Below are 22,181 nucleotides of genomic sequence, written 5' to 3'. Positions count from 1 at the left end.
CGGCAAGCCAAATTAAAAGGAGCTATCATCGATTATGGAATCCAATCATCAGCAAACGCAAGCGGCGGCGGACTGGCTGCAGTCCGTACGCTGGAATTCGGCCGAAAACCGGCTTGATCTGCTCGATCAGCGGCGGCTGCCGGACGAAATCGTCTACCTCGAGCTGACCACGTCCGAGCAGGTATGGGACGCCATCAAGCAGCTCGCGGTCCGCGGCGCGCCGGCGATCGGCATCGCGGCGGCGTTCGGGGTGTACCTCGGCGTGCACGGCGCAAGCGGCAGCCGGGAACAGCTGCTTGACGCCGCGATCAAGCAGTGCGATTATTTGGCGACGTCGCGTCCTACGGCGGTCAATTTGTTCTGGGCGCTGGATCGGATGAAACAGCGCGCGGAGGCGCTCGCTTCCGCCGGCGGCGAGCCGGAAGCGATGAAGCGGGCGCTGCTGGATGAAGCGAAGCTCATCCAGAGCGAGGATGAGGCGACGTGCCGCCTCATCGGCGAGCACGCGCTCGCGCTGTTCGAGGACGGCATGGGCGTCCTCACGCACTGCAACGCGGGCGGCCTCGCCACCGCCCGCTACGGCACGGCGCTTGCGCCGATGTACCTGGCGCAGGAGCGCGGCATACACCTGAAGGTGTATGCCGACGAGACGCGCCCGGTGCTGCAGGGCGCGCGGCTGACGGCGTTCGAGCTGCAGCAGGCCGGCGTCGACGTGACGCTGATCTGCGACAATATGGCCGGCGCCGTCATGCAGAAGGGCTGGGTGCAGGCGGTCATCGTCGGTACGGACCGGGTTGCGGCCAACGGCGACGTCGCCAACAAGATCGGCACGTACAGCGTCGCGGTGCTGGCCAAGGCGCATGGCATTCCGTTCTATGTCGCCTGCCCGATGTCGACGATCGATCTGAATACGCCGACCGGCGCCGATATTCCGATCGAGGAGCGCCATGAGGACGAAATTACGCAGGGCTTCGGCAAACGGACGGCGCCTCAAGGCATCAAGGTTTACAATCCGGCCTTCGATGTGACGCCTAACGAATATGTGACCGCCGTCATTACCGAGAAAGGCGTCATCCGCGCTCCGTACGGCGAGCAGTTAAAAAAGCTTTTTGAACAAGGATAACAAGGAAAATCGTCTTCGTCATCCTTAGTAGACCGGGCGTCTTTGTCAAGGTTGTATCTGCAATCAAGCTTAGCGGGCGCGCCCGCTTGGTCGCGGCAGCCGGGCCGGACGACCGGCAACGGCGAACCGCAACAAGAAACGGCCGTCTCGTTCCCGCGAGACCGGCCGTTTCTTGTTTCACCTTACAACTTCGCTTATACTCTTTCTTTATAATTGAAAAAAGCTTATGTCCGCTCTTTGCTCATCACCCGCTCCGCCGACCGGATTCCCGCTTCGATTCCGCTCCAGCGACGGATGCAATGAAAGTCGATCATCTCCAAATCATTGGCCCGCTGCGCCTCGGCCGTATGGCGGTACAGCATATTCAGCAGCCAGTTGGACAAATTGCTCAAATGATGGCGGTAAGCGTAAAACCGGAGCAGATCGGTATGGAACCGGAGCTTTGTACCGGCCCGTTCGGTATACCGTTGATAAAACGTGTCAAACTCGTCGTTCAAATAGCCGAATACGTCCCGTTCCGGCGGCGCAAGCCGGCAGCTCTCCCAATCGAGAAGCATAAGCCGCCCTTCCTGTACGATCAGATTTCCGCCCCATACATCCCCGTGGCACAAGACAGGCTGACGGCATACAGCTTGTGCAGACAGCTGCAGCTCGCGCAGCAAACCGATCATCGAACCGATCTCGCTCATTCTCGGCAGCAGCAGCGACCGCAATGCTTTCAAATAAACATCCGTAAAGCTGCCGGACTCGAGGGCGGAAAGGCTGTTCGTCAATTCCGCGGCGAACGATATGTCGTACGTTTCGGTTCTGCACGCTACCCTCTCCAGCCGCAGCCGGGGCGTCACCTCGCAATGAATTTCGGCAAGCGTCTCCGCGATCGCGCCGACAACCGGCTTGGACAGCGGGTAAGCGTCCGCAAGCGTCTCCCCTTCGACGAATGAAAACAGCACCAGCACGGCCGCTTCGTTGCGAAAAATCGTTTGAAACGACTCCCCGTTATTTTTTATCGGAACCGTCAAATGTTGAAACATTGCTTGATGATACAATTCCCAGGTGAGCGGCAAATAATGGTCCAGCGCCTGCGCGTTTTTCCGCTGTCCGTCATTGTCCATGTCGAATAACTTTAAATAATAGCGAACGCCGCTCCGGCAGACGATCCTGTATGAATATGCGGCATCGCCGATCGGAATAAAGGCTAACGAAACCGCATCCAGTCCATACGCTTCATTAAGGCATTGCAGCAGTTCGCCATCCTCCGCAGGGTAACGGATTTTCATCGGCTGTCAGCCCCCGCCATTTCGACCAGCAGCGTTACGATCTCATAAGGCTTAACCGTCAGACGGATGACCGGTTCGTGACTCGGTTCGCCGGTTGGGCGCTCCATCAGATCGCATTCCTGCCAGCTGCGAATGCGATAGTCGCTCGTCAGCTCGACCCGGCCGCGCTGGCCCGCATATTCATGGAAACGGACGACGATCCGCCCGCTGTCTTCCGCTTTTTTCACCGCATCGATGTGCACATGCTCTGCCGACAGCCGGAATAAGGATTTCGGTTTATCGTTCGCGTCGGCTCCGGCTTTAACCTGCAGCGGCGCGTTTAAATCCCACGCCTCATGTACGGTGCCGCCCTCCAGCCAATCGCCCTTATGGGGCAGCAACGCATATGTGAACTCATGATGCCCTTGATCCGCCTGCGGGTCGGGCACAAGCGCGGACTTGATCAGCGTTAAGCGCATCCGGTTGTCTTTAATGTCATAACCGTATTTGCAATCGTTCAGCAGGCTGACGCCATAGCCACGTTCGGACAGGTCGGCCCATTGATGGCCCACCACCTCGAATCTGGCGTAATCCCAGCTCGTATTCCAATGCGTCGGGCGTTTCACGTTGCCGAATTGGATGTCGTAGGTCGCCTCGGTCGAGCGGATATCGACCGGGAACGATGCTTTGAGCAGCTTTCGCTGCTCGCGCCAGTCCACAACCGTATGGAAATCGATCCGGCGGGATGCGCTGTAAACGATCAGCTTCTGCACGATGGTGGACGCTTTATACTTCCAGACGAATTGTACAACCGCCCTGACCGGCCCGTTCTCGACTTCTTCCACCGAAATCAGCTCGCGAATTTCCTCCATTTTTTCCTGATAATAAATATCGATGTCCCATGCTTCATGTCGGCTCTTCGGCTTATCCTCGAACACCTGCAGCGCATTGCCGAGGGAGCCCTGCGCCAATACCTCACGCTGCGACGTCTTATCCCAAATCGACGTCAGTTGGCCGTTTCGATCCCATTGCAGCCGGTAATGCGGCGTTTCAAGCCCGCTGCCGGTCATGATGAACGGATGATGCCGTGCAGTCTCCGTCTGCCGCCCAGGCTTCGGAACGAAGCGGATGACGCGGCAGCCCATAGCCGGCACCGCCTGCATCTGCACCTGCCAGCCGCCATCTGCCGCGCGCTGGGCCTCCAGCTCTTCTCCCCGCTCATCCTGCCAAATTCCTTCGGCATCCGGCCCCGCCATGCTAGGATGTTGGCCGGATATGCCTGCGCCATCATTCTGCCGGGCTTCTTCGACATCCAGCCCCGCCACGCTCAGCGGCTGGCCGGCTGCATCCATGCTCTCCGCCCCCCGTTCCGTCCGGCCAGCGCCGGGCTCCAGCCTGATCAGCCCGCCGCGGTCCCAGCCCGCGCTATTCCAAACCGTAAACTCCGGCTTGCCGTCAGCCGGAGCGCCGGCCGCCCAGACTCGATCCGCCCGGTTCGCCGCATCGAGCAGCAGCTCTTCCGCTTCTTCATATTCCCGGCGCGAATCTTCATAAACCTCGTGAATCGAGGAACCGGGGATGATGTCGTGAAACTGGTTGCGCAGCACGATTTTCCAGGCTTCGGCCAGCTGACTTTGGCCGTAATGCGACCAGTCGCCGGCCTGCAGGCTGGCCATGACGCCGAGCCATTCCGTTTCCCGCGCCATCAGCTCCAGCTTCCGGTTCATCCGCTTGTTGTAGGCCTGACTCGTATAAGTGCCCCGGTGCAGCTCCAGATACAGCTCGCCATCCCATGTATGCACGTACGCATCGGTTTCGGCTATCGTCCGATGCAGCTTATTGAAGTAATCATCGACGCGCCCCGTCGTCACGTCAGGCACGCCCGGCAGCTCGCTCAGCCTGCGGCGCAGCTCCAGCATCTCCCGGTTGACACCGCCTCCGCCGTCGCCGTAGCCATAAGCAAGCAGCAGCTCGCGGTTCGCCGGCTTGTCCCGGTACGATTCCCAAATGCCGTTGACGGAGCTTGCCGTCACTTCGCCGTTATATGTATACAGCCAGCCTCCGGCATTATCCGGCGTCGTGATGAAATGCGTCAGCACCTCCGTGCCGTCGATGCCGCGCCACCGGAACGTGTCATGCGGCATCCGGTTGTACTGATTCCAGCTGATCTTCGTTGTCATAAAGGTGTCGATACCGGATTTGCGTAAAATTTGCGGCAGCGCCCAGCTGTAGCCGAACACATCCGGCAGCCACAAATAGGTGCAGTCCGCTCCGAACTCTTCCCGCAGGAAGCGCGTTCCGTAGAGCAGCTGGCGCACCAGCGACTCGCCCGAGGTCAGGTTGCAGTCCGCTTCCAGCCACATGCCGCCGCCGGCTTCCCAGCGCCCTTCCCGGACACGCTCCTTGATTTGGGCGTAAATGTCCGGGTAATCGGTCTTGATATATTCGTACAGCTGCGGCATCGTTTGCAAAAAAATATAGTCCGGGAACAGCTCCATCAGTCGCAGGACGGTGGAAAAAGAGCGCGCCGCCTTCTCCCGCGTATGCTTCAGCCGCCACAGCCACGCCACGTCGATATGCGTATGCCCGATGCAGCGGACCGTTACCGCGTGCTGCTTGGGGGGCAGTTCCCGAATCGCCGCGCGCAGCGAGGCGGCCGCTTCCGACAGCGAAGCGTAAAATGGCTCCGATCCCGGTCCGGACCAATCGATCCGCAAAAAAGCGCGGTCCACCGCCGCCAGCAGCAGCTGCCGCTCCGGCGCGTGCTCATGCAGCGCCTGAACGGTCTGCAGCGCCGCCAGCGAGGTGTAGTACAGGTCGTCGGCATCGGCATCGAGCCAGCACAGCTCCGCGCGGTTAATTTGATGCTCCGGTACGGCTAGCGGCTGATAGCCGCCCAATCCCGACCATAACCGGAAGCACAGACTGACCGTCGAGCCTGCCAGCTCCCCGGCCAAAAACACCTCATGATGATTCGTATCCACGCCTTGGTACGGCTGCCCGTTCACATACAGCAGCGACTCGAAGCCGGAATTGTTGCCGCCGCCCCCTCTGCCGAAATTAAAACGGCCGACGATGCGGCGGCTCTGCCAGGAAGTGGGGATGTCCACATCCGCAGCCAGCCATAAATAACGGTCCCGGCCCTGCCACCGTTCGCCGGACCGCATCTCCCCGGCGGCCCCGGCCTGACTTAACGGCAATGACGGACGCAATCCGACCGCGCCTTCGGGGTCCTCCAGACTGTGGAACCGGGCGATCGGCTGGTTGTCCCGGTACCGGTATTCATCAAGCTCTTGAAGACGGGCGGTCAATTTTTCCAATGTAAACAGCACAAACATCACTCCTATATATCATCATTTTAATAACACGTGTTATTGGCGCTGAAAAAAATCAGCTTCCCACGCTCTGCCGAACGACCAGCTGTGCGGAAACCGAAATCGTGCTCTTATCCTCGTAGTCTCTTTGCCCTTCGATGTATTCCAGCAATCGCCGAGCGGCCAGAAGGCCCATTTCACGGTACGGGACCTCGATCGAGGTAATCGCGGGAAACAAATGGCTGTTGATCCGCTCCGTATTATCGGCAGCCATCACATGGATGTCCGTACCGACCTGCATACCAAGCAGCTGAGCGGCTCTGCTCACGTAGACCGCGCCGCGCGACCAATTGCTTAATACGGCGGCCGGCGCGCCGCCAAGCGCTTCAATCCACTGCCGCCAAAAGCCGGACCGCGTTTCCCAGGGGCCGTCCGCGGCAGCGTGCACCCGGGGCGTCAGCCCGTTAATCTCACACCATTGCGAATACGCCTGCTTTCGCTCACGGTCTCCCCAGCCGAGCTGAATATGCTCGTGGTACATTTCCAAATAATGCGGAGCGAGTCCGGTCCGCTCCCGTAAAAAACCGAGCGCCCTGCGGATGCTTTCGTTATAATCCATTAACACCGATGCGATTCCGTCGTGGTTCGGATAGCCTTCGACCGAGACATAAGGCAGCTGATGCCGGTTCATCGACTCCACCCATTGCTCGTCCGTTTGAAGCGGCCGGTCCAGCGCGACGATACCGTCGATGCGGCGCTGCAGGTACAAGTCCAGCAGCCCTTTCGTGCCGGATTCGGCGCCCGATGCGTACAGCAGCACATGGTAGCCGTTGTCCGCGCAAGCTTCCTGCATCCCTTCAAGCACCTGCAAAAACAGCGGATTGGATACATTCCCGAAAGCGGCAAGACAACGGCTGCGCCCGGTCTTCATGCCTCTGGCCTGCGCGTCGACCTGGTAGTTCAATTCGCGGATCGCTTCCAGAACTGCGGCCCGTTTCTCCTCGCTTACGCCGATGCCCTGCGTGCCGTTCAGCACGGCCGAAACGACGCTGCGGGATACGCCTGCGCGTTTGGCGACGTCAAAGCTGGTCACCCTTTTGCTCATAATCAAAACACCTCAACGTTAATATAACACGTGTTATTAAAACGGACAATATCCAATGTTGGCTTTGCCGGCAATAACCGGCCGGCCTGGCGCATTCAACCGTCCGTATGTGCGCGGCCTCGTTTAGTAGCTGCGCACATACCGCATATATTCGTAATAATTGCGGCTTATTTCCTCGTACGAATCGCCTCCGAATTTTTCCAAAAAAGCGCAGGCGAGCTCCCAGGCAATGGCGTTTTCCATCACGACGGCCGCAGCGGGAACGGCGCAGCTGTCGGACCTCTCGATTTGAGCGGCGAAAGGCTGCTTCGTCTCGATATCCACACTGCCGATCGGCTTGTACAGCGTCGGAATCGGCTTCATAACGGCGCGTACGATTATCGGCTCGCCCGTCGTCATTCCGCCTTCAAAGCCGCCCGCGCGGTTGCTGGCCCGCGTGAAGCCATGCTGCGGGTCGTGCCGGATTTCGTCGTGGACCATGGAGCCCCGCAGCGCTGCGGCTTCAAAGCCGACCCCGAACTCGCAGCCTTTGAACGCCTGAATGGACATGACCGCCCGGGCGATGCTGCCGTCCAACTTGCGGTCCCACTGCACATGGCTGCCCAACCCGACCGGCACGCCCTGCGCGATCACTTCGATCAGCCCGCCTACCGAATCGCCTGCTGCCTTCGCTTCGTCGATATGCCGCATCATCCCGGCTTCGCTGTCCGCATCCGCCGTCCTTAGAGGCGACAGCTCCGTTACTTTGCGCAGCTCCGCTGCGGGCAAATCGGAACGTTCGGCCGCGATTTCGCCGATGCGCAGCACCTGGCTGGCGATGTCGATGCCGAACAGCTGCAGCAGCCTTCTCGCCACGGCTCCGCATGCAACGCGGATCGTCGTTTCCCTGGCGCTCGACCGCTCCAAAATATTGCGCAGATCGGTCTGACGGTATTTCAGCCCCCCGTTCAGATCGGCATGCCCCGGTCTTGGCCGGGTAATGGCACGTTTGACAGGCTCATCCGTCGGCTCCGTCCCCATGATCCCGCTCCAATGGCTCCAATCCTTATTGTCCACTACGAGCGCAATTGGAGCACCGGTAGTCATGCCATGTCTCACCCCGCCGACAATCCGGACGCTGTCGCTTTCAATCGCCATTCTTTTGCCTCGTCCGTACCCTTTTTGCCTGCGCTGCAGCTCGATGTCGATATGCTCGGCCGTTAGCCCGATATTGCTCGGCATCCCTTCGATTATAGCGGTCAGCTGCGGTCCGTGCGACTCTCCGGCCGTCAAATATCTCATTGCCGACTTCCTCCCTGTTTGCGGTATTTTCTTCGGAATGATTCCGTCCTCTCCGTTTCTTTCACATCGCGCTTCTAAGCTATACAAGTTGAACCAATAAAGCGTGTCCATTGCATTCCAAAAGGGATGGCCTTGCAGCTTCAGGCATCTTGTTTCGAGTTTCTTTGATCCTTTAGGCCTTCGGCTGGAAGAAACTCAAAGCCAAAACTCGCCTGCTCGAATGTTCTTTGGTTCAACTTATATAGCGTAATTATAAAGCCTGAAGTCGACATAGATAAAATAGATATATTTTATGTTTGACATATAATTTAACTATGGGATAACAAGCCGATCAACGATCTTTTTTGCCGATAACAACAACAAAGTCCCCCAAAAGTGAAGTGAAGCCCTGAAGCGAATTCCGCTAACCCGTATCCGCCGGGTTCCGTCAAGAGTGCAAGCAACTCTTGACCTTACTTTTGGGGGAGCCCCCGATTATGCACGGAAATATGCTGCGCATAATTTCCTAAACAACAAAAAAACTGCCAGAACGATTCCGGCAGCCGGATAAGCCGAGCTCTCCGCCCCTATACGAGCATTAGCTGTTTGAAATTGTGCATTACGATATAGTATCGGAATTTAGTTAAATCGGCCGGCGAAATATAATGAATTTCCGAGCCGTAGCGGATCGTTTTTTCCTTAATATGCGCGTAGCGAACAATTAGTTTCATCCGGATAGCTTCGTCGTCGCAAAAAATGGTGCTTTCGTACATTTCGTTCAATTTTACGGTAAAATCTTCGATCTCAAAACCGAGACCGTACCGGCTCACATCCGAAAACCGGACAGCCCTTGTTTTAAAATCTTCGCTGATCGTTCCAAATGTATTTAATTTATAGCTGTGAACCGTTTCGCGTTCATCGCCGAACAGCTCTTCCGTCATTAGGTTAGGCCTCGCTTTTATTTGGAACAGCTCCGAATCGACCGGCGCCAAAATCACTTTCGCAGGGGACTTGTGCAAAACAACGGCAATCTGCCGGCTTTTAAAATCAAAGCATAACACTTTTTCCCCGCATTCGAAGGCAGGACGCGCCGAAGCTGATAGCTCAATCTCCATAAAATCCGTTTCATAACCGATTAGACCATGATAAACTTTACCTTTGTGCAGCAATTGAATGTCCTTCATCAATCATCACCTCCTATTTCCTATCTCTACTATAGAATACAAATTTTTAAAAAGTTTGAGACAAATATTAGGAGATTATTAGATTTCATGACCGAATTGCCACAATATTGTCGATTCATTGAACATTTTGTGAACGAATGCGCCAAAGCTGCTGCGAAAAAGTAAACGAGCCCTCTCCCCTAAGGGGGAGCAGGGCTCTGCTTCAATATTAATGCTCCAAATGATCTTCCGGCTGCGCCGCCTTCACGGTCAAGCCCCCGTCCACCATCAGCAAGTGACCGTTAACCTGCATCGCCTCATCCGAAGCGAGGAATACGACCGCATCGCCGATTTGTCTTGCCGTACCGAGCCGTTTCATCGGATTCGCTTCCACTTCCTGCTCGCGGATGCGCGGATCAGCCAAAAAGTCGGTGCACATATCCGTATCTACTGTGCTCGGTCCAACCGCATTCACGTTGATGTTGTATTTGCCAAGCTCGACGGCCATCCCCTTGGTTAACATATTCGCCGCCGCTTTGGACGATTGATAGTGAGGAATGACTGGGCTCGTGACGACCAGACTGGCTGTCGACAATACGTTGACGATTTTGCCGTAACGCTTCTCGATCATCGACTTGGCCGCCAGTTGGGAGCACATAAAGATCGATTTTACATTCGTGTTGTAGGTGCGGTCCCAAGTCTCCTCCGTCACCTTCATAAACGGTTCGAACGGGGCGATGCCCGCGTTGTTGACCAAAATTTCGATATCGCCGAGCTGCTGCCGTACCTGCTTGAACATCGCTTCGACCTCGTCTTTTTTGCCCACGTCCGCCTGAACTGCGATCGCTTTGCCGCCCAAAGCCTCGATCTGTTCTTTTACTTTTTCCGCCAAAGGGCGGGAACGGTCGGATGTATAGTTAACTGCCACATGCGCGCCTTCCTCGGCCAAGCGGATTGCAATCGCTTCGCCGATCCCGCGGCTCGCGCCGGTTACCAGCGCTATTCTGTCAGTTAGTCTGCCCATTTGGCGATAGCCTCCTTCATTACAAGCTCGGTCCGATCCGGTTGATGCTGAACTCCGTATGACCGAGAATTTCCGCTTTAGTCAGTTTGCCGTTGGCCACTTCTTTGATTTCCTGCCAGACGAGCTCGCCCGCCTCTTCCAGGCTCATTGTTCCTGCCAGCATGTCGCCCACGTTCACATCCATATTGTCGCTCATTCGCTCGAACATCCGCGTATTGCCGGTAATTTTGATGACCGGGATAACGGCCGAACCGGTCGGGGTCCCGCGGCCGGTCGTGAAACAGACCAGGTGCGCCCCGCCTGCCGCCATGCCCGATACGCACTCGATATCGTTGCCGGGAGAATCCATGAAGTAAAGGCCATGCTTCGGAATGTTCCCGGCATATTCGATAATGCCTTCGATCGGCGCATTGCCGCATTTGCTTATACAACCGAGCGACTTCTCCTCGATGGTCGTCAAGCCGCCCGCAATGTTGCCGGGGCTCGGATTGCCGCCGCGCATATCGGCGCCCATCCGCTCGACCTCTTTCTCGAAGCGGTCGACAATATGATACAGCTCGTCCGCTGTTTCCTTCGTCGCGCAGCGGGAAGCGAGCACATGCTCGGCGCCGATAATTTCGGTCGTTTCGCCGATAACGACGCCGCCGCCCGCCTGGATCAGCGAATCGGCCGCCGCGCCCAACGCCGGGTTCGACGCCAGGCCGGAAGTCGCATCCGAGCCGCCGCACTTGACGCCGATGATCAGCTCGCTGAACGGAATCGGTTCAGGCTGCATCGCCTGAAGCTGCTCGCGCATTTTTTGGGCCAGCTCGGTGCCGTGCTGAATCGCCTTCACGGAGCCGCCGACGGATTGAATGTCGAACACCTCGACCAGCTTGCCTGTAGGTCGGATCGCATCGGCCAGCTCATTCGGGTCGATAACCTCGCAGCCCAGGCTGATGATGATCACGCCGCCGACATTCGGATTTTTGCCTGTGCCCGCCAACACGTCGAACGTACGTTCCTTATCGGAGCCGATCTGGCTGCAGCCGTGCTGATGCGGAATTGCGATCGCTTCCGGTACCATCTGGGCAATCCGGCTGCATACCTGATTGGCGCATATTACTGTCGGGATAATGAGCAAATGATTGCGGATGCCTACCGTACCGTTCGGTCTTCTGTATCCCATCATATGTTCCATTCTGATTTTCCTCCTGATAACTTTCCTTCCGGGAAGCTTGCTTCGTCGGTATTCGCCGTCGTTTCTGTCTATGTGAAACCGAACTCTTTACGTCTGTCGGGCTTCGCATGAATGAAGCCAAATTTATCGTATTCATCTGCCGGGCTTTCTTCCGGCAAATCTGACCGTACGAGCAGCCGTATAAGCCCGGAGACACCGTTCAGTCGGTGCCCCCGGGCCGCGTAATTGCCGACCGGCTGTCCGGTACGACTGCTGTAGACTGCGATAACGACTGCGGTATGACCGTGGTACGATTGCGTTTAATTCAATGACTTTACGCCTTTTTTGCCGCCTGGTCGCCTCGGCCGCGGATGCCCTCGACATTGTGCACGTGCACGTGCTGCCCGGCCTGGACCGGAACCGTCGTGCGGCCGATCACCTCGCCGTATTTGCGGATGTCCGTGCCGCCCGCAACATCCTGGATGGCTACTTTATGCCCGAACGGAATCGCATCGGCCAGCGTCAGCTGGCGAACCTGGTCCTGCACACGGTACGTAATGCTCTGCCCCTGCTGCAAATCCTTGATGGCCGTTGCCACATGATCGCGCGCATCCATCACCAATGCATCGGCGCCTGCTTCAATTTGATGTGCCGCCATATCGCTTCTGCCTCCTCTTATGCTTGCTCCGCCACCAAACGGTTGGTCAAAGATCCGAGCTTGTCGATTTCAATGGTAACCACATCGCCGTCCTTCAAAAATACTTGCTGATCCTCCGGCAAACCCAGCACGACGCCTTCAGGCGTGCCCGTCAAAATAATGTCGCCGGGCACGAGCGTCATATGCTGCGAAATGTAGCTGACGATCTCGTCGCAGTGGAAAATCATATCCGACGTATTCGAGTTTTGGCGGACTTCGCCGTTCACGATGCAGCGGATGCCGAGATCGTTCGGATTGCCGACTTCATCGGCGGTCACCAGATAAGGTCCGAGCGGGCTGAAGCCGTCGCAGCTTTTGCCGAGCAGCCATTGCTGCGTGCGCGTCTGCAGGTCGCGGGCCGATAGATCGTTGACATTGCAATAGCCGAATACATGGCTCAGCGCATCCTCTTTGGATACGTATTTCGCTTGCTTGCCGATTACGATGACGAGCTCGGCTTCATAGTCGACCTTGCTGGAAACTTTGACGGGAAGCGGCACATCGGCGCCGTTGCCGGTCAATGTGTTGTTGAATTTGTTGAACAAAATCGGATATTTCGGAATAGCCGCTCCGGTTTCCTCGGCATGCTTGCGGTAGTTGAGGCCTACGCAAATGATTTTGTTCGGATGCGTCACGCAAGGAGCGAGCGTCAGGTCGGATTCGTTCAGCACGTAACCGTCGCCTGCAGCCAGCGCCTGATCCACGTAGGCTTGAAGCGCGGCAACGGCGGCCGCTCCGCCGTCGATGACCTCATGCACGGTTTGCGGCACTGTTTGGCCGGCAGACGCAGCAACCTTTTGCAATGCCGCGGAAATATGTACGACGCCCTTATCCGTTTTAACGCCTAATTTTTGCTCGCCATTCTCGATAAATGTCAATAATTTCATAGGTATAACCTCCATATAATTTATAATAATGGCTTAGCCGCCAACCGGCTGTCAGCTTGCATTGCGGCGTATTGCACCGCCCCGTCTAAACGTCTTTCCCGAACGTGGTGCCGCCGTCAATGTACAGCGGGGAGCCCATCATGAAGCGCGATTCATCCGAAGCCAGAAACAATGCGGCCTTCGCCACATCTTCCGGCCGACCCAAATCGCCGCTCAGCTGCCGCTTTTTCAGGCTTTCGTATCCTTCTTCCGGGTTGTCGTAGGATGTGCGCAAATAATTTTCCACAAACGGCGTTAAAATGGTGCCCGGCAGCAAAGCGTTGACGCGGATCTGGTATTTTGCGTAATCGACCTGCATCGATTTGGTGAGCGCCAGCACGGCTCCTTTGGTTGCCGAATAGGAAGCGCGGCGGGCCAAGCCGATCTCGGCAATGCAGGAAGACATATTGATGATCGAGCCTTCACGGCGCTCCATCATATAGGGAATGACGTATTTGCACGGCAAATAGACGCCGCGGATGTTGACGTTGATGACACGGTCCCAGGCATCGGGCTCGATCTCATGAATCGCTCCTACGCCGCTGATGCCTGCATTGTTAAACAGCACGTCGATCCGTCCGTAAGCCGCAATCGCCTGCTCGACCATCGCTTTTACGGAATCCGGATTCGTCACGTCCGCCTGAATAAATGTTGCATCGCCGCCGGCTTCCGTAATCATGCTGACGGTTTCGCGGCCTTTTTCCTCCGATAAATCGTTGACAATGACGGTAGCGCCTTCTTTGGCGAACAGCAGCGCCGAGCTCTGCCCGATGCCCGAGCCCGAGCCGGTAATCAATGTGACTTTCCCTTGCAATCTCATTTTCAGCACACATCCTTCATCTAAAAATGGTTTAAGCAGTGCTTTGCGACAATTTGGCGGCCAGCGCGCAAATTTCCCGCTGCGCCAGCTCCCGCTTCTGCTCCCACTCATGCTGGAACATGGAGCAGCTGATCGCGGCAATCACTTGGCCTTGCGCATCGCGTACGGGCGCGGCCACACAGCAAAAGCCCATCACCGCCTCCTGCAGATCGAACGCATAGCCTTGAACGCGGGCAACGCCAAGCTGCTTCAGCAGCTCGCTCCGCCGTCCGATCGTGTGCGGCGTCAAGCAGGGCTCTAGCGCTTCCTGCGGAAACAGCTTGACGAACTCCGGCATATCCAGCGAGGCCAGCATCGCCTTGCCGAGCGCCGTCACATGCGCGGGCAGCTTCATCCCCGGCTCCGAAGCCAGTCGGACGGGAGACGGCATCTCCTCCTTCGCCAAATACAGCACCTCATGCTGCTCCAGCTTGGCGAGCTGAATCGTCTCCTGAATCGTATGCTTCGTTACTGCGGCTTCTTTGCGGAAACGGTCAATCAAGCTGAACTGCTTGAAAAAAGCGTTTCCAATGTAGCCCAGCTTGGAGCCCAATGAATAAGTGCCCTCCGTCTCGCGCACGACCCAGTCCAGAGCTTCCATCGTATTGAGCAATGAAAACATGGAGCTTTTATTAATGCCGAGCCGGTTGGACAAATCGATGAGCCTAAGCTTCGAGGGCTGCTCCGAAATCGCTTGCAGCACGTCGTCGGCCTTCTCCAAAGCCGGAACCCAATACTTCTTCTCCATCATGTCCTCCCAAGGTGAAAGGCGATTGCGGTTTACTATATAAAACCGCAGTTTTGTATAATCTACATGTTGATCGTACCACCGCAGAAATAGGGTGTCAACCCGATTTTTTCCTCAACTGAAACGAGAAACACCCCGGACCGCTCGACCGCGCGGCATGGGGCGTTCGTATTTTTGTGGCGACTACGGGGCACCGTCGGCAGGCGCAGGCTTCGTTTCCCATTGCATGGCGAACATTATCCCTTAATGCCTGTTGTCGTAATGCCTTCTACGAAATGCTTCTGGGCGGCAAAAAAGACCAGTACGGAGGGAACGATGGATACAAGCGAAACGGCAAGCAATTGGCCCCATTCGATCTTTGCCTCGGAATCGATAAATACGCGAAGCGCCACGCTGACGGTATAATTTTCGGCTGAGCTCAAATAAAGCAGTTGACCGAAGAAATCGTCCCAGCTCCATAAAAACGTGTACACCATGACGGTTACGAGCGCCGGCCTCACGAGCGGAAGAATGATTTTCAGAAGAATGCCGAAGGACGAGCAGCCGTCAATCTTGGCCGATTCGTCCAATTCCCGCGGGATGCCCCTAATAAATTGGACCATCAGAAAAACGAAGAAGGCGCCGCCCCCAAAAAAATGCGGCAGGATCAGCGGCAAAAAGGAATTAACCAGATCCAGCTTGCTGTACATAATATACTGCGGTACGATCGTTACTTGCCCGGGCAGCATAATCGTCATGAGCAGCAGCGAGAACATCAGACCCTTCAACTTAAATTTGATGCGGGCAAAGCCATAAGCGACAAGCGGCGTAGTCAACACTGCTCCCAATACGCACCAAAATTCCAGCCACAATGTATTGGCGAAAAACTTCGTAAACGTAAAGCTCGGGAATGACGTCCATCCCTTATAATAGTTTGCCCATATCGGAGTTTCCGGCCATATGGTCGGAAGCGGCATCTCCGCATTTGTTTTGAGAGACGCGCCAATCCACCATAACACCGGGTAAATCATCAGAAGGGAAAAGACCAGCAGTATAAGATGATATTTCAGGTTGGACAGTTGTTTAGAAGAAGCCATTACTTGCTGCCTCCTTCCGATTCATAAAATACCCAATATTTCGACGCATAGAAATTGATGGCCGACAACAGCGCGATCACGAAAAGCAAAAACCAGGCCAAGGCGGAGGCATATCCCATTTCAAAGTTTTTAAAAGCTTTGTCGTACAATAACAACGCATATGTATACGTCGAATTCGCAGGACCGCCATGAGTGACGATAAATGCCGAATTGAACATTTGGAACGACCCGATAATGCCCAGCACAAGATTAAAAAACATAACCGGAGACAGCATGGGCAATGTAATATGGAAAAATTGGCCGATCTTGGATGCGCCATCCACCCCCGCCGACTCATACAAATCTTTTGGAATCTGCTTCAGCCCCGCGAGAAAAATGATCATCGTCGAACCGAACTGCCAGGTGCTCAGCAGGACTAGCGTGCCGAGCGCAGTTTGCGGGTTGGATACCCAGCCGATCCCGGTAATCCCGAACCAATCCAGGATATGGTTGATATAGCCCTCCCTGCCAAACATGTTTCGCCACAATACGGCGACCGCAACGCTTCCGCCAATCAGGGAAGGAATGTAGACCATGGTCCGGTAAATAGAAATCCCCCGAATGCTCCGGTTGAGCAATATTGCGACCATAAGGGAGAAAAACAATTTTAAGGGAACGGAGAAAACGACATAAGCGAACGTTACTCCAAGCGATTTCAGAAAGAGCGGGTCGCCGCCAAATATGCGGCTGTAGTTGTTCAGACCGCTCCACTTCGGTTCGCTTAGCAGCGGGTAATCCGTAAAGGAAAGATAAAAGGATTGGAGAATCGGCCATATCGTCAGAAGCAGGAAACCGACCAACCAAGGAGAAATGTACAGATACCCGGAAAGATTGCTTTCATCTGAAATTTTCCTGTTTCTCCCCATGGATCCACATCACCTTCTTTCTTTTCGATTGTACGGCGAGATCCGGGACAAACCCGGCTCTTACTTGATTGAAGCCATCTTGGTTTTCGCGTCTTCAGCCGCTTTCATGATCTTCTCAAATGCTTGATCCAGCGATTGTTTGCCGAACATAGCGGATTCCATTTCCGACTGGTAGGTCTTGTCGAAATCTGCGCCCCCCGCCGGAAGCGGATAAAATTTTTGACCCTTACTTTTCCCGATATCGAGCAGCTCCTTACCCAACCTTTGACCGGCTTCCAGCGTCGGCTCGATGGACTTCCAGCCTTCCTGATTCAGCGGGATGCCCCTGGAAGTTTTCATAATTTTGGTTGCTTCGGGATCCTCCAGAAACCATTTGGCAAATTTGAGCGCTTCCTCCTTATTTTTCGAGTTTTGCGCTACGCTCCAGAATAGTGTCGGCTGTATCCAATCGCTGCCTTCCGAATTTATCGGACCGTTGACCACGCCGATTTTTCCAGGCATCAGATTTTCTACAAGCCCTGCCGAAGCTACGGTCGCTCCTGACACTAGCACGGCTCCGGAAGCGATCGGATCGAGCTGCGGGTCGCCGTCTTTAAACGCAACCGTTTTGTCTGCAGGAGGGACGATGCCGTTTTTGCGATACTTCTCGTAACGTTCCTGCCACTCCTTCCATAGCCCCTTATCGATATGCACAGTACCGTCGCCGGGGAAAACGGGGCCTTTGCCTTTGGACATTTGATACCCTTGGAAAGCGAACCAGCCTCTTGATGAATCCTGAACGCCGTAACGATCTTTCGGAAGCTTCTGGCGCGCCTCCTCGGCAAACTGCCAAAATTCGTCCCACGTCCAGTTTGCATGCGGAGCTTTGATGCCAAACGTTGCCACGTCGGCTTTATTGTAGATAAGACCGCCGCCGTTCAGACTCGTAGGAATGCCGAACAGCTTGCCGTTGAATTTGATCGCTTCCTCCGTTTTTGAATCCAAATACTGGGACAAATTATATCCGGTAATTTCCATCAGCTGACCGCGCTTCACGTACTGGTCCATAATCGCCAAATCCATATGGACGATATCGGGAAGATTATTTGCAGCCGAAAGCGTTACCAATTTATCGAAATACCCTTGTACCGCAGCGTATTCCGGCTGGAATTTGACATTAGGGTGAGTGCTCGAGTACAGTTCAAGCACTTTCAGCGTGTTATCGTGCCGTTCCTGCGATCCTCCCCACATGATCCTCAACGTTACCGGTTTGGCGTCTTTCGTCGCTTTGCCGTCTGTGGACTGGCTGCCGCTCGAGCAGGCCGCCAGGAAAATCAGGGATGTCGTCACGACCGTCGCCAACGATGTCTGCGTTATCATCTTGACCATTTTTGAAACCTCCCCTAATTGATTTTTTGTCAAACCCGTCATTGTCCAATGTTCATACTTATTCACCGGACTTCTAAAACTCGTATTTCCCGTCAGCCGCCGCCCTCTCATAGGCAATCCGCGGGATTTGCGTCGCCAGCTTCCCACCGCTGACATCGATCATGGTTCCGGTAATATACCCGGCAAAGTCGGAAGCGAGGAAGCAAATCAAATGAGCGACATCATCCTTCTTTCCCCAATGGCGCAGCGTCAGCGTATCGAGCAGCCGCTGCTGCTGCTGTGCCGGCAGCTCCGCAAAATGATTCATATCGGTAGGGATCATGCCGGGCGAATAGCAGTTCACGGTAATGTCCCACGGTCCGAGCTCGCCTGCCAACACCCGGGTAAACTGCTCCACGCCGGCCTTGGACGAGGCGTAGGCTGCGCTCCCATAAGAAGGTACGATCGCCGCAAACGATGCCGCATTGATGATACGGCCCGACTTTTGCTTTTTCATAATCGGCACAACCGCCTTGCACATCAGGAAAGTGCCTTTTAAATTAATATCGAGGTTGAGGTCCCATACTTCCTCCTGGAGCGTGTCTACCGTTCCGCCGCCGGCCACTCCGGCATTGTTGACCAAAATATCGATGCGGCCGAGCTTCTGCTCCACATCGCGGACCACTTCGGCAATTTGCCCGAATTCCCGTACGTCGCATAAGTATTGGCTTCCCTGATACCCTTGCTGCACAAATTCCTGCCGTAAATCGTTGAGGTTGGATTCGTTAATGTCCGTGACTACCGTGATTACGCCTTCGCGGGCCAAAGTGACTGCAATCTCCCTCCCTATTCCGCGGCCTGCGCCGGTAACGATTGCGACCTTTCCGTTTAAATCGATATGCATGAATTGTCGGCTCCCTTCCGAATCATGATTAGGTTTGCCCCGCCTGGCAAGACGGTTTTCGAGCTGTCGACTGTTCAAACGGTCAACAAGATTTTGGCGATTTTTTGCGGATTCGAGAGCAGTTTTTCGAAGCAGGCCCCCCCTTCCTCCAAGGGCGCATGAATCGTCCAAGGGGACAAATCGACCCGGCTCTCGGCAATCCATTGCAAGGCCGTTTCAAAGTCGTCGGAATGATAAGCGAAAGCTCCCTTAACCTGAATTTCGCTGCGAATCAACAGGTTGACCGGAAGCTTGCTGTCTTCCTCGTGCAGCCCGGTAAACACGACCCGACCTCCCGGTTTTACAAATTCCAGACATGTCCGACGCGTGATTTCCAAGCCAACCGCGTCTACGGCAGCATCAAATTTCACAGCAGCGCCAAGCGCCCGTATATCGGCCGCCGTCACGGCCCCCAGTTCCTTGGCGATCTCCAGCCGTTCCTCGTTGACGTCGATCAGAACGATATGCCTGAGCCCGTATGCCTTTGCCGCCAGAAGCGCCAGCAGCCCGATCGGACCGGCGCCTATAATGAGAAACCGATCGGTTGGCCTCAATTCCGCCAGCTTGCAAATATGAACCGCACAAGCGAACGGCTCGGTTAGCGCTCCCTCGTCCAAAGAAACGTGATCCTCCAGCCGATATACGTTTCTTTCCTCAATTGCCACAAATTCCGCAAAAGCTCCGGGACGGTGGGCGCCGAGCAGCCTCCGTTCGGCGCACAGCTGGGCTGCACCGGTCGTGCAGTCGCGGCATCGGCCGCAGGAGACGAGCGGGTTCGCCGTTACGCGATCTCCTATGCGGAAACGGGAAACGCCGCTGCCCAGCCGTTCGATCGTGCCGGAAAACTCATGTCCCATCACGAGCGGCGGCTTGCGCAGCGAATTATGGCCCAAATAACCGCTTAGCTCCGAGCCGCAAATGCCGGCCCGCTCCACCCGAATCAATACTTCGTCCGGCCGGGGAACCGGAATCTCCAGCTCCTTGACGTTCATGCTTCGGGGCCCTTCATATACCAGTGCTTTCATAGCTGAGCCTCCCATCCGATTTTTTGCCTGGTAAATTGCTTAATCAAGCTTTTGACGCTTTTCCCACCCTTGTTTAAAGAGCGGAATCCAATGACCGGGATGGTAAGGATGCTTCGCGATTTCCTCCAGATTGAGATCGATGCCAAGACCGGGACCTTCGGGCGGCTGCAAATAACCGTTCTCGACCTTCATCGGCGGGATCAGCACATGCTCCTCCCACGGTTCGTTAAATTCGTCGAAAATTTCATGAATGAAGAAGTTCGGAGTCGCCATGTTCAAATGAGCGCAAATGACTGAGCAAATCGGCCCTTGCGCGCTATGCGGCGCAATGACCCCGTTATGGGCGTGCACCATGCCGCCGATTTGTTTGGAGGCGGAAATCCCCAAGTATTGGGGTTCGAGCTGAATGATATGAACCGCATCATGCTTCAACAGTTCGGCGAACTGTTCGCGGCAATAATAATCTTCGCCGCAAGCGATCGGCACGGGACTCCGTTTGGCCACCTCGACCATAGAGGAAATATTTTGCGGCGGCACCGGCGCCTCGAACCATGCCGGTTTATACGGAACCATCGCATCCGCAAACTGCAGCGCCGTATGTACGCTGAAACGATTATGCCCTTCGATTAAAATATCGACGTCCGGTCCGACCGCCTCGCGAACGGCAGCGACAATTTCAAGCGCCGTTTGAAAATCCCTTTTCTCCACGGTGCGCCAGGCGTTCCCGAACGGATCGAATTTTAAAGCCGTGTAGCCTTTGTCGACGACTGCTTTCGCCTTTTCATGAAACATTTGCGGATCGCGCGGTCCGCGGTACCATCCGTTGGCATAGCAGCGGAGCTTTTCGTGGCATCTCCCCCCCAAAAGATTATAAAGCGGCTGGTTCGCTTCCTTGCCGATAATATCCCAGCAAGCGCTTTCAACTGCAGCCAAAGCGGAACCTTGAATTTGTCCTCCGTCGGAATAAACGTCGCGCGTCATTTTCAAGGCGATCGTTTCTACGTCGTGAACGTTCATGCCGATATACAGATGCTTCAGCTCATGGATAGCGGCTTCGACCGTTTTGGCAAAACCGTTTAACGTTCCTTCGCCTATACCGTAAACACCTTCCTTCGTGTGCAATTTGACGAACAGCCAGTTTTTCCATGGATTCCCTACGATAAACGTTTCCACATCCGTAATAATCACCAGATCAAGCTCCTCTCTTATTTCTAATATAGAAATATAATTTCTGATTATATACAAACTATAAAACAGCTTCCAAAACCTGTCAACCCATTTAACTGGCCATTGACCCTATCCTTTTTATGCAATAACATATGTTCATAAATAAAATTGAAAATATAGTTTCCAATTTGAATGACAAACGTTTTTAATTTGAAGGAGGGACCGGCATGACCCGGAGAATTGCGCAAGCAGGAAAAAACAAGGAAAAAGTGGCGTCTTCCACGGTTGTCAAGGCGCTGCATGTGCTTCATATATTGGCCGACATTTGCGAAACCCAAACAAGCGGGGCATCCGTCAGTGAGATCTCCCGCCTAGCTGAGGAAAACCCGAGCAGCGTCTGCAAGCATTTGGCCGCTTTTCAAAGGATTGGACTTGTCGAGCAGGACAGCCTCACGGAGCGTTACCGAATCGGCATGTATTCCCTTCGGCTCGCCGCTATCGCACTCAAAACTTTGAACATTCGCGATATTGCCTCGCCCCTTTTGCGCAAGCTTGCCGATCAGGTCGGGGAAACGGTGCATTTGGTCGTGCGGGACGGGCTGCGGGTCGTATATATCGATAAAGTGGAATCGCCCAAAACGATTCGCATGCACTCCCAGATCGGGCTCCGCAATCCCATGTATTGTACGGGAGTCGGTAAAGCGATATTGGCGTTTTCGCCCAAGCCGCTGCTCGAAGCCGTCATCGCCGAAGGTCTGATGCCGTTTACGACCCATACGCTGGCTACCCGCGGAGCGCTGCTTGACGATTTGGAAACGATCAAACAGAGAGGCTATGCGATCGACGACGGCGAGCACGAGCTGGAAGTTCGCTGCGCTGCGGCTCCGATCTTCAATCACTTGAAGGAACCTGCCGCTTCCTTCAGCGTTTCGGGCCCGAAATGGCGGATGGACGACGATCGGCTGAAGGAAATCGGCGAGATGGTACGGAATGTCTCGATCGAAATTTCCGCCAAATTGGGGTATCGTTAATTTAACGAAAAAAAAGAAACGCTTCCCGCCACCGGTTGCCGGCGGTCGAAAAC

Annotated in this window: 19 protein-coding genes; 2 read left to right on the top strand and 17 right to left on the bottom strand. The window is 55.1% G+C overall.

The window, feature by feature from the left end:
* Window positions 1-34 precede the first annotated feature (34 nt).
* On the top strand, window positions 35-1,123 hold the full coding sequence (gene mtnA / locus E1757_RS03100; RefSeq protein ID WP_133225339.1) for an S-methyl-5-thioribose-1-phosphate isomerase: 1,089 nt from the start codon (window positions 35-37) through the stop codon (window positions 1,121-1,123).
* Window positions 1,124-1,347: 224 nt separating this feature from the next.
* Here mtnA and E1757_RS03095 read toward each other — a convergent pair whose 3' ends face one another.
* The 17 genes from E1757_RS03095 to E1757_RS03015 form a co-directional block, all read right to left on the bottom strand.
* A complete protein-coding gene (locus E1757_RS03095; protein ID WP_133225338.1) occupies window positions 1,348-2,400 on the bottom strand; it encodes an aminoglycoside phosphotransferase family protein in 1,053 nt (350 codons plus the stop codon).
* Window positions 2,397-5,711 carry an alpha-mannosidase gene (locus tag E1757_RS03090; protein WP_425464813.1) on the bottom strand — a complete coding sequence of 1,105 codons (3,315 nt, stop codon included), beginning with the start codon at window positions 5,709-5,711 and terminating at the stop codon, window positions 2,397-2,399. The genes E1757_RS03095 and E1757_RS03090 overlap by 4 nt, the downstream gene beginning before the upstream one ends.
* Window positions 5,712-5,769: 58 nt before the next feature.
* Window positions 5,770-6,798 (bottom strand): LacI family DNA-binding transcriptional regulator, encoded by a 1,029-nt coding sequence (locus tag E1757_RS03085; RefSeq protein WP_133225337.1) that lies wholly within the window; start codon window positions 6,796-6,798, stop codon window positions 5,770-5,772.
* A gap of 123 nt (window positions 6,799-6,921) precedes the next feature.
* Window positions 6,922-8,079: a chorismate synthase gene (gene aroC, locus E1757_RS03080; RefSeq protein ID WP_133225336.1), complete on the bottom strand. Its 1,158-nt coding sequence runs from the start codon at window positions 8,077-8,079 to the stop codon at window positions 6,922-6,924.
* Between the two features lie 566 nt (window positions 8,080-8,645).
* Complete coding sequence (locus tag E1757_RS03075; protein ID WP_133225335.1) at window positions 8,646-9,242, bottom strand: PilZ domain-containing protein; 597 nt, start codon at window positions 9,240-9,242, stop codon at window positions 8,646-8,648.
* 208 nt (window positions 9,243-9,450) lie between these two features.
* Complete coding sequence (locus E1757_RS03070) at window positions 9,451-10,245, bottom strand: SDR family NAD(P)-dependent oxidoreductase (protein WP_133225334.1); 795 nt, start codon at window positions 10,243-10,245, stop codon at window positions 9,451-9,453.
* A gap of 19 nt (window positions 10,246-10,264) precedes the next feature.
* Window positions 10,265-11,425 carry a UxaA family hydrolase gene (locus E1757_RS03065; RefSeq protein WP_133225333.1) on the bottom strand — a complete coding sequence of 387 codons (1,161 nt, stop codon included), beginning with the start codon at window positions 11,423-11,425 and terminating at the stop codon, window positions 10,265-10,267.
* Between the two features lie 313 nt (window positions 11,426-11,738).
* Window positions 11,739-12,062, bottom strand: a complete 324-nt coding sequence (locus E1757_RS03060) for a UxaA family hydrolase (RefSeq protein WP_133225332.1) — start codon at window positions 12,060-12,062, stop codon at window positions 11,739-11,741.
* 17 nt (window positions 12,063-12,079) lie between these two features.
* Window positions 12,080-12,988 (bottom strand): fumarylacetoacetate hydrolase family protein, encoded by a 909-nt coding sequence (locus tag E1757_RS03055; RefSeq protein ID WP_133225331.1) that lies wholly within the window; start codon window positions 12,986-12,988, stop codon window positions 12,080-12,082.
* 85 nt (window positions 12,989-13,073) lie between these two features.
* Window positions 13,074-13,847 carry an SDR family NAD(P)-dependent oxidoreductase gene (locus E1757_RS03050; protein ID WP_133225330.1) on the bottom strand — a complete coding sequence of 258 codons (774 nt, stop codon included), beginning with the start codon at window positions 13,845-13,847 and terminating at the stop codon, window positions 13,074-13,076.
* 31 nt (window positions 13,848-13,878) lie between these two features.
* Window positions 13,879-14,634, bottom strand: a complete 756-nt coding sequence (locus tag E1757_RS03045) for an IclR family transcriptional regulator (RefSeq protein WP_133225329.1) — start codon at window positions 14,632-14,634, stop codon at window positions 13,879-13,881.
* A gap of 236 nt (window positions 14,635-14,870) precedes the next feature.
* Complete coding sequence (locus tag E1757_RS03040) at window positions 14,871-15,710, bottom strand: carbohydrate ABC transporter permease (protein WP_133225328.1); 840 nt, start codon at window positions 15,708-15,710, stop codon at window positions 14,871-14,873.
* Window positions 15,710-16,615 (bottom strand): carbohydrate ABC transporter permease, encoded by a 906-nt coding sequence (locus tag E1757_RS03035; protein WP_133225327.1) that lies wholly within the window; start codon window positions 16,613-16,615, stop codon window positions 15,710-15,712. The genes E1757_RS03040 and E1757_RS03035 overlap by 1 nt, the downstream gene beginning before the upstream one ends.
* Window positions 16,616-16,675: 60 nt before the next feature.
* Window positions 16,676-17,983 carry an ABC transporter substrate-binding protein gene (locus tag E1757_RS03030; RefSeq protein WP_165971933.1) on the bottom strand — a complete coding sequence of 436 codons (1,308 nt, stop codon included), beginning with the start codon at window positions 17,981-17,983 and terminating at the stop codon, window positions 16,676-16,678.
* Between the two features lie 73 nt (window positions 17,984-18,056).
* A complete protein-coding gene (locus E1757_RS03025; protein WP_133225325.1) occupies window positions 18,057-18,866 on the bottom strand; it encodes an SDR family NAD(P)-dependent oxidoreductase in 810 nt (269 codons plus the stop codon).
* A gap of 74 nt (window positions 18,867-18,940) precedes the next feature.
* On the bottom strand, window positions 18,941-19,930 hold the full coding sequence (locus E1757_RS03020) for a galactitol-1-phosphate 5-dehydrogenase (protein ID WP_133225324.1): 990 nt from the start codon (window positions 19,928-19,930) through the stop codon (window positions 18,941-18,943).
* Window positions 19,931-19,969: 39 nt separating this feature from the next.
* Window positions 19,970-21,118 (bottom strand): mandelate racemase/muconate lactonizing enzyme family protein, encoded by a 1,149-nt coding sequence (locus tag E1757_RS03015; protein WP_133225323.1) that lies wholly within the window; start codon window positions 21,116-21,118, stop codon window positions 19,970-19,972.
* 206 nt (window positions 21,119-21,324) lie between these two features.
* Between E1757_RS03015 and E1757_RS03010 the strand changes: the two genes are divergently transcribed.
* Window positions 21,325-22,128, top strand: coding sequence for an IclR family transcriptional regulator (locus tag E1757_RS03010; RefSeq protein ID WP_133225322.1), 804 nt, complete (start codon window positions 21,325-21,327; stop codon window positions 22,126-22,128).
* Window positions 22,129-22,181 lie beyond the last annotated feature (53 nt).

Origin of the sequence: Paenibacillus piri, from assembly GCF_004354045.1 — a bacterium.
GTDB lineage: Bacteria > Bacillota > Bacilli > Paenibacillales > NBRC-103111 > Paenibacillus_S > Paenibacillus_S piri.
Note: the sequence above shows the minus strand (reverse complement) of the source record. Positions and strands in the feature narration are given on the sequence as shown.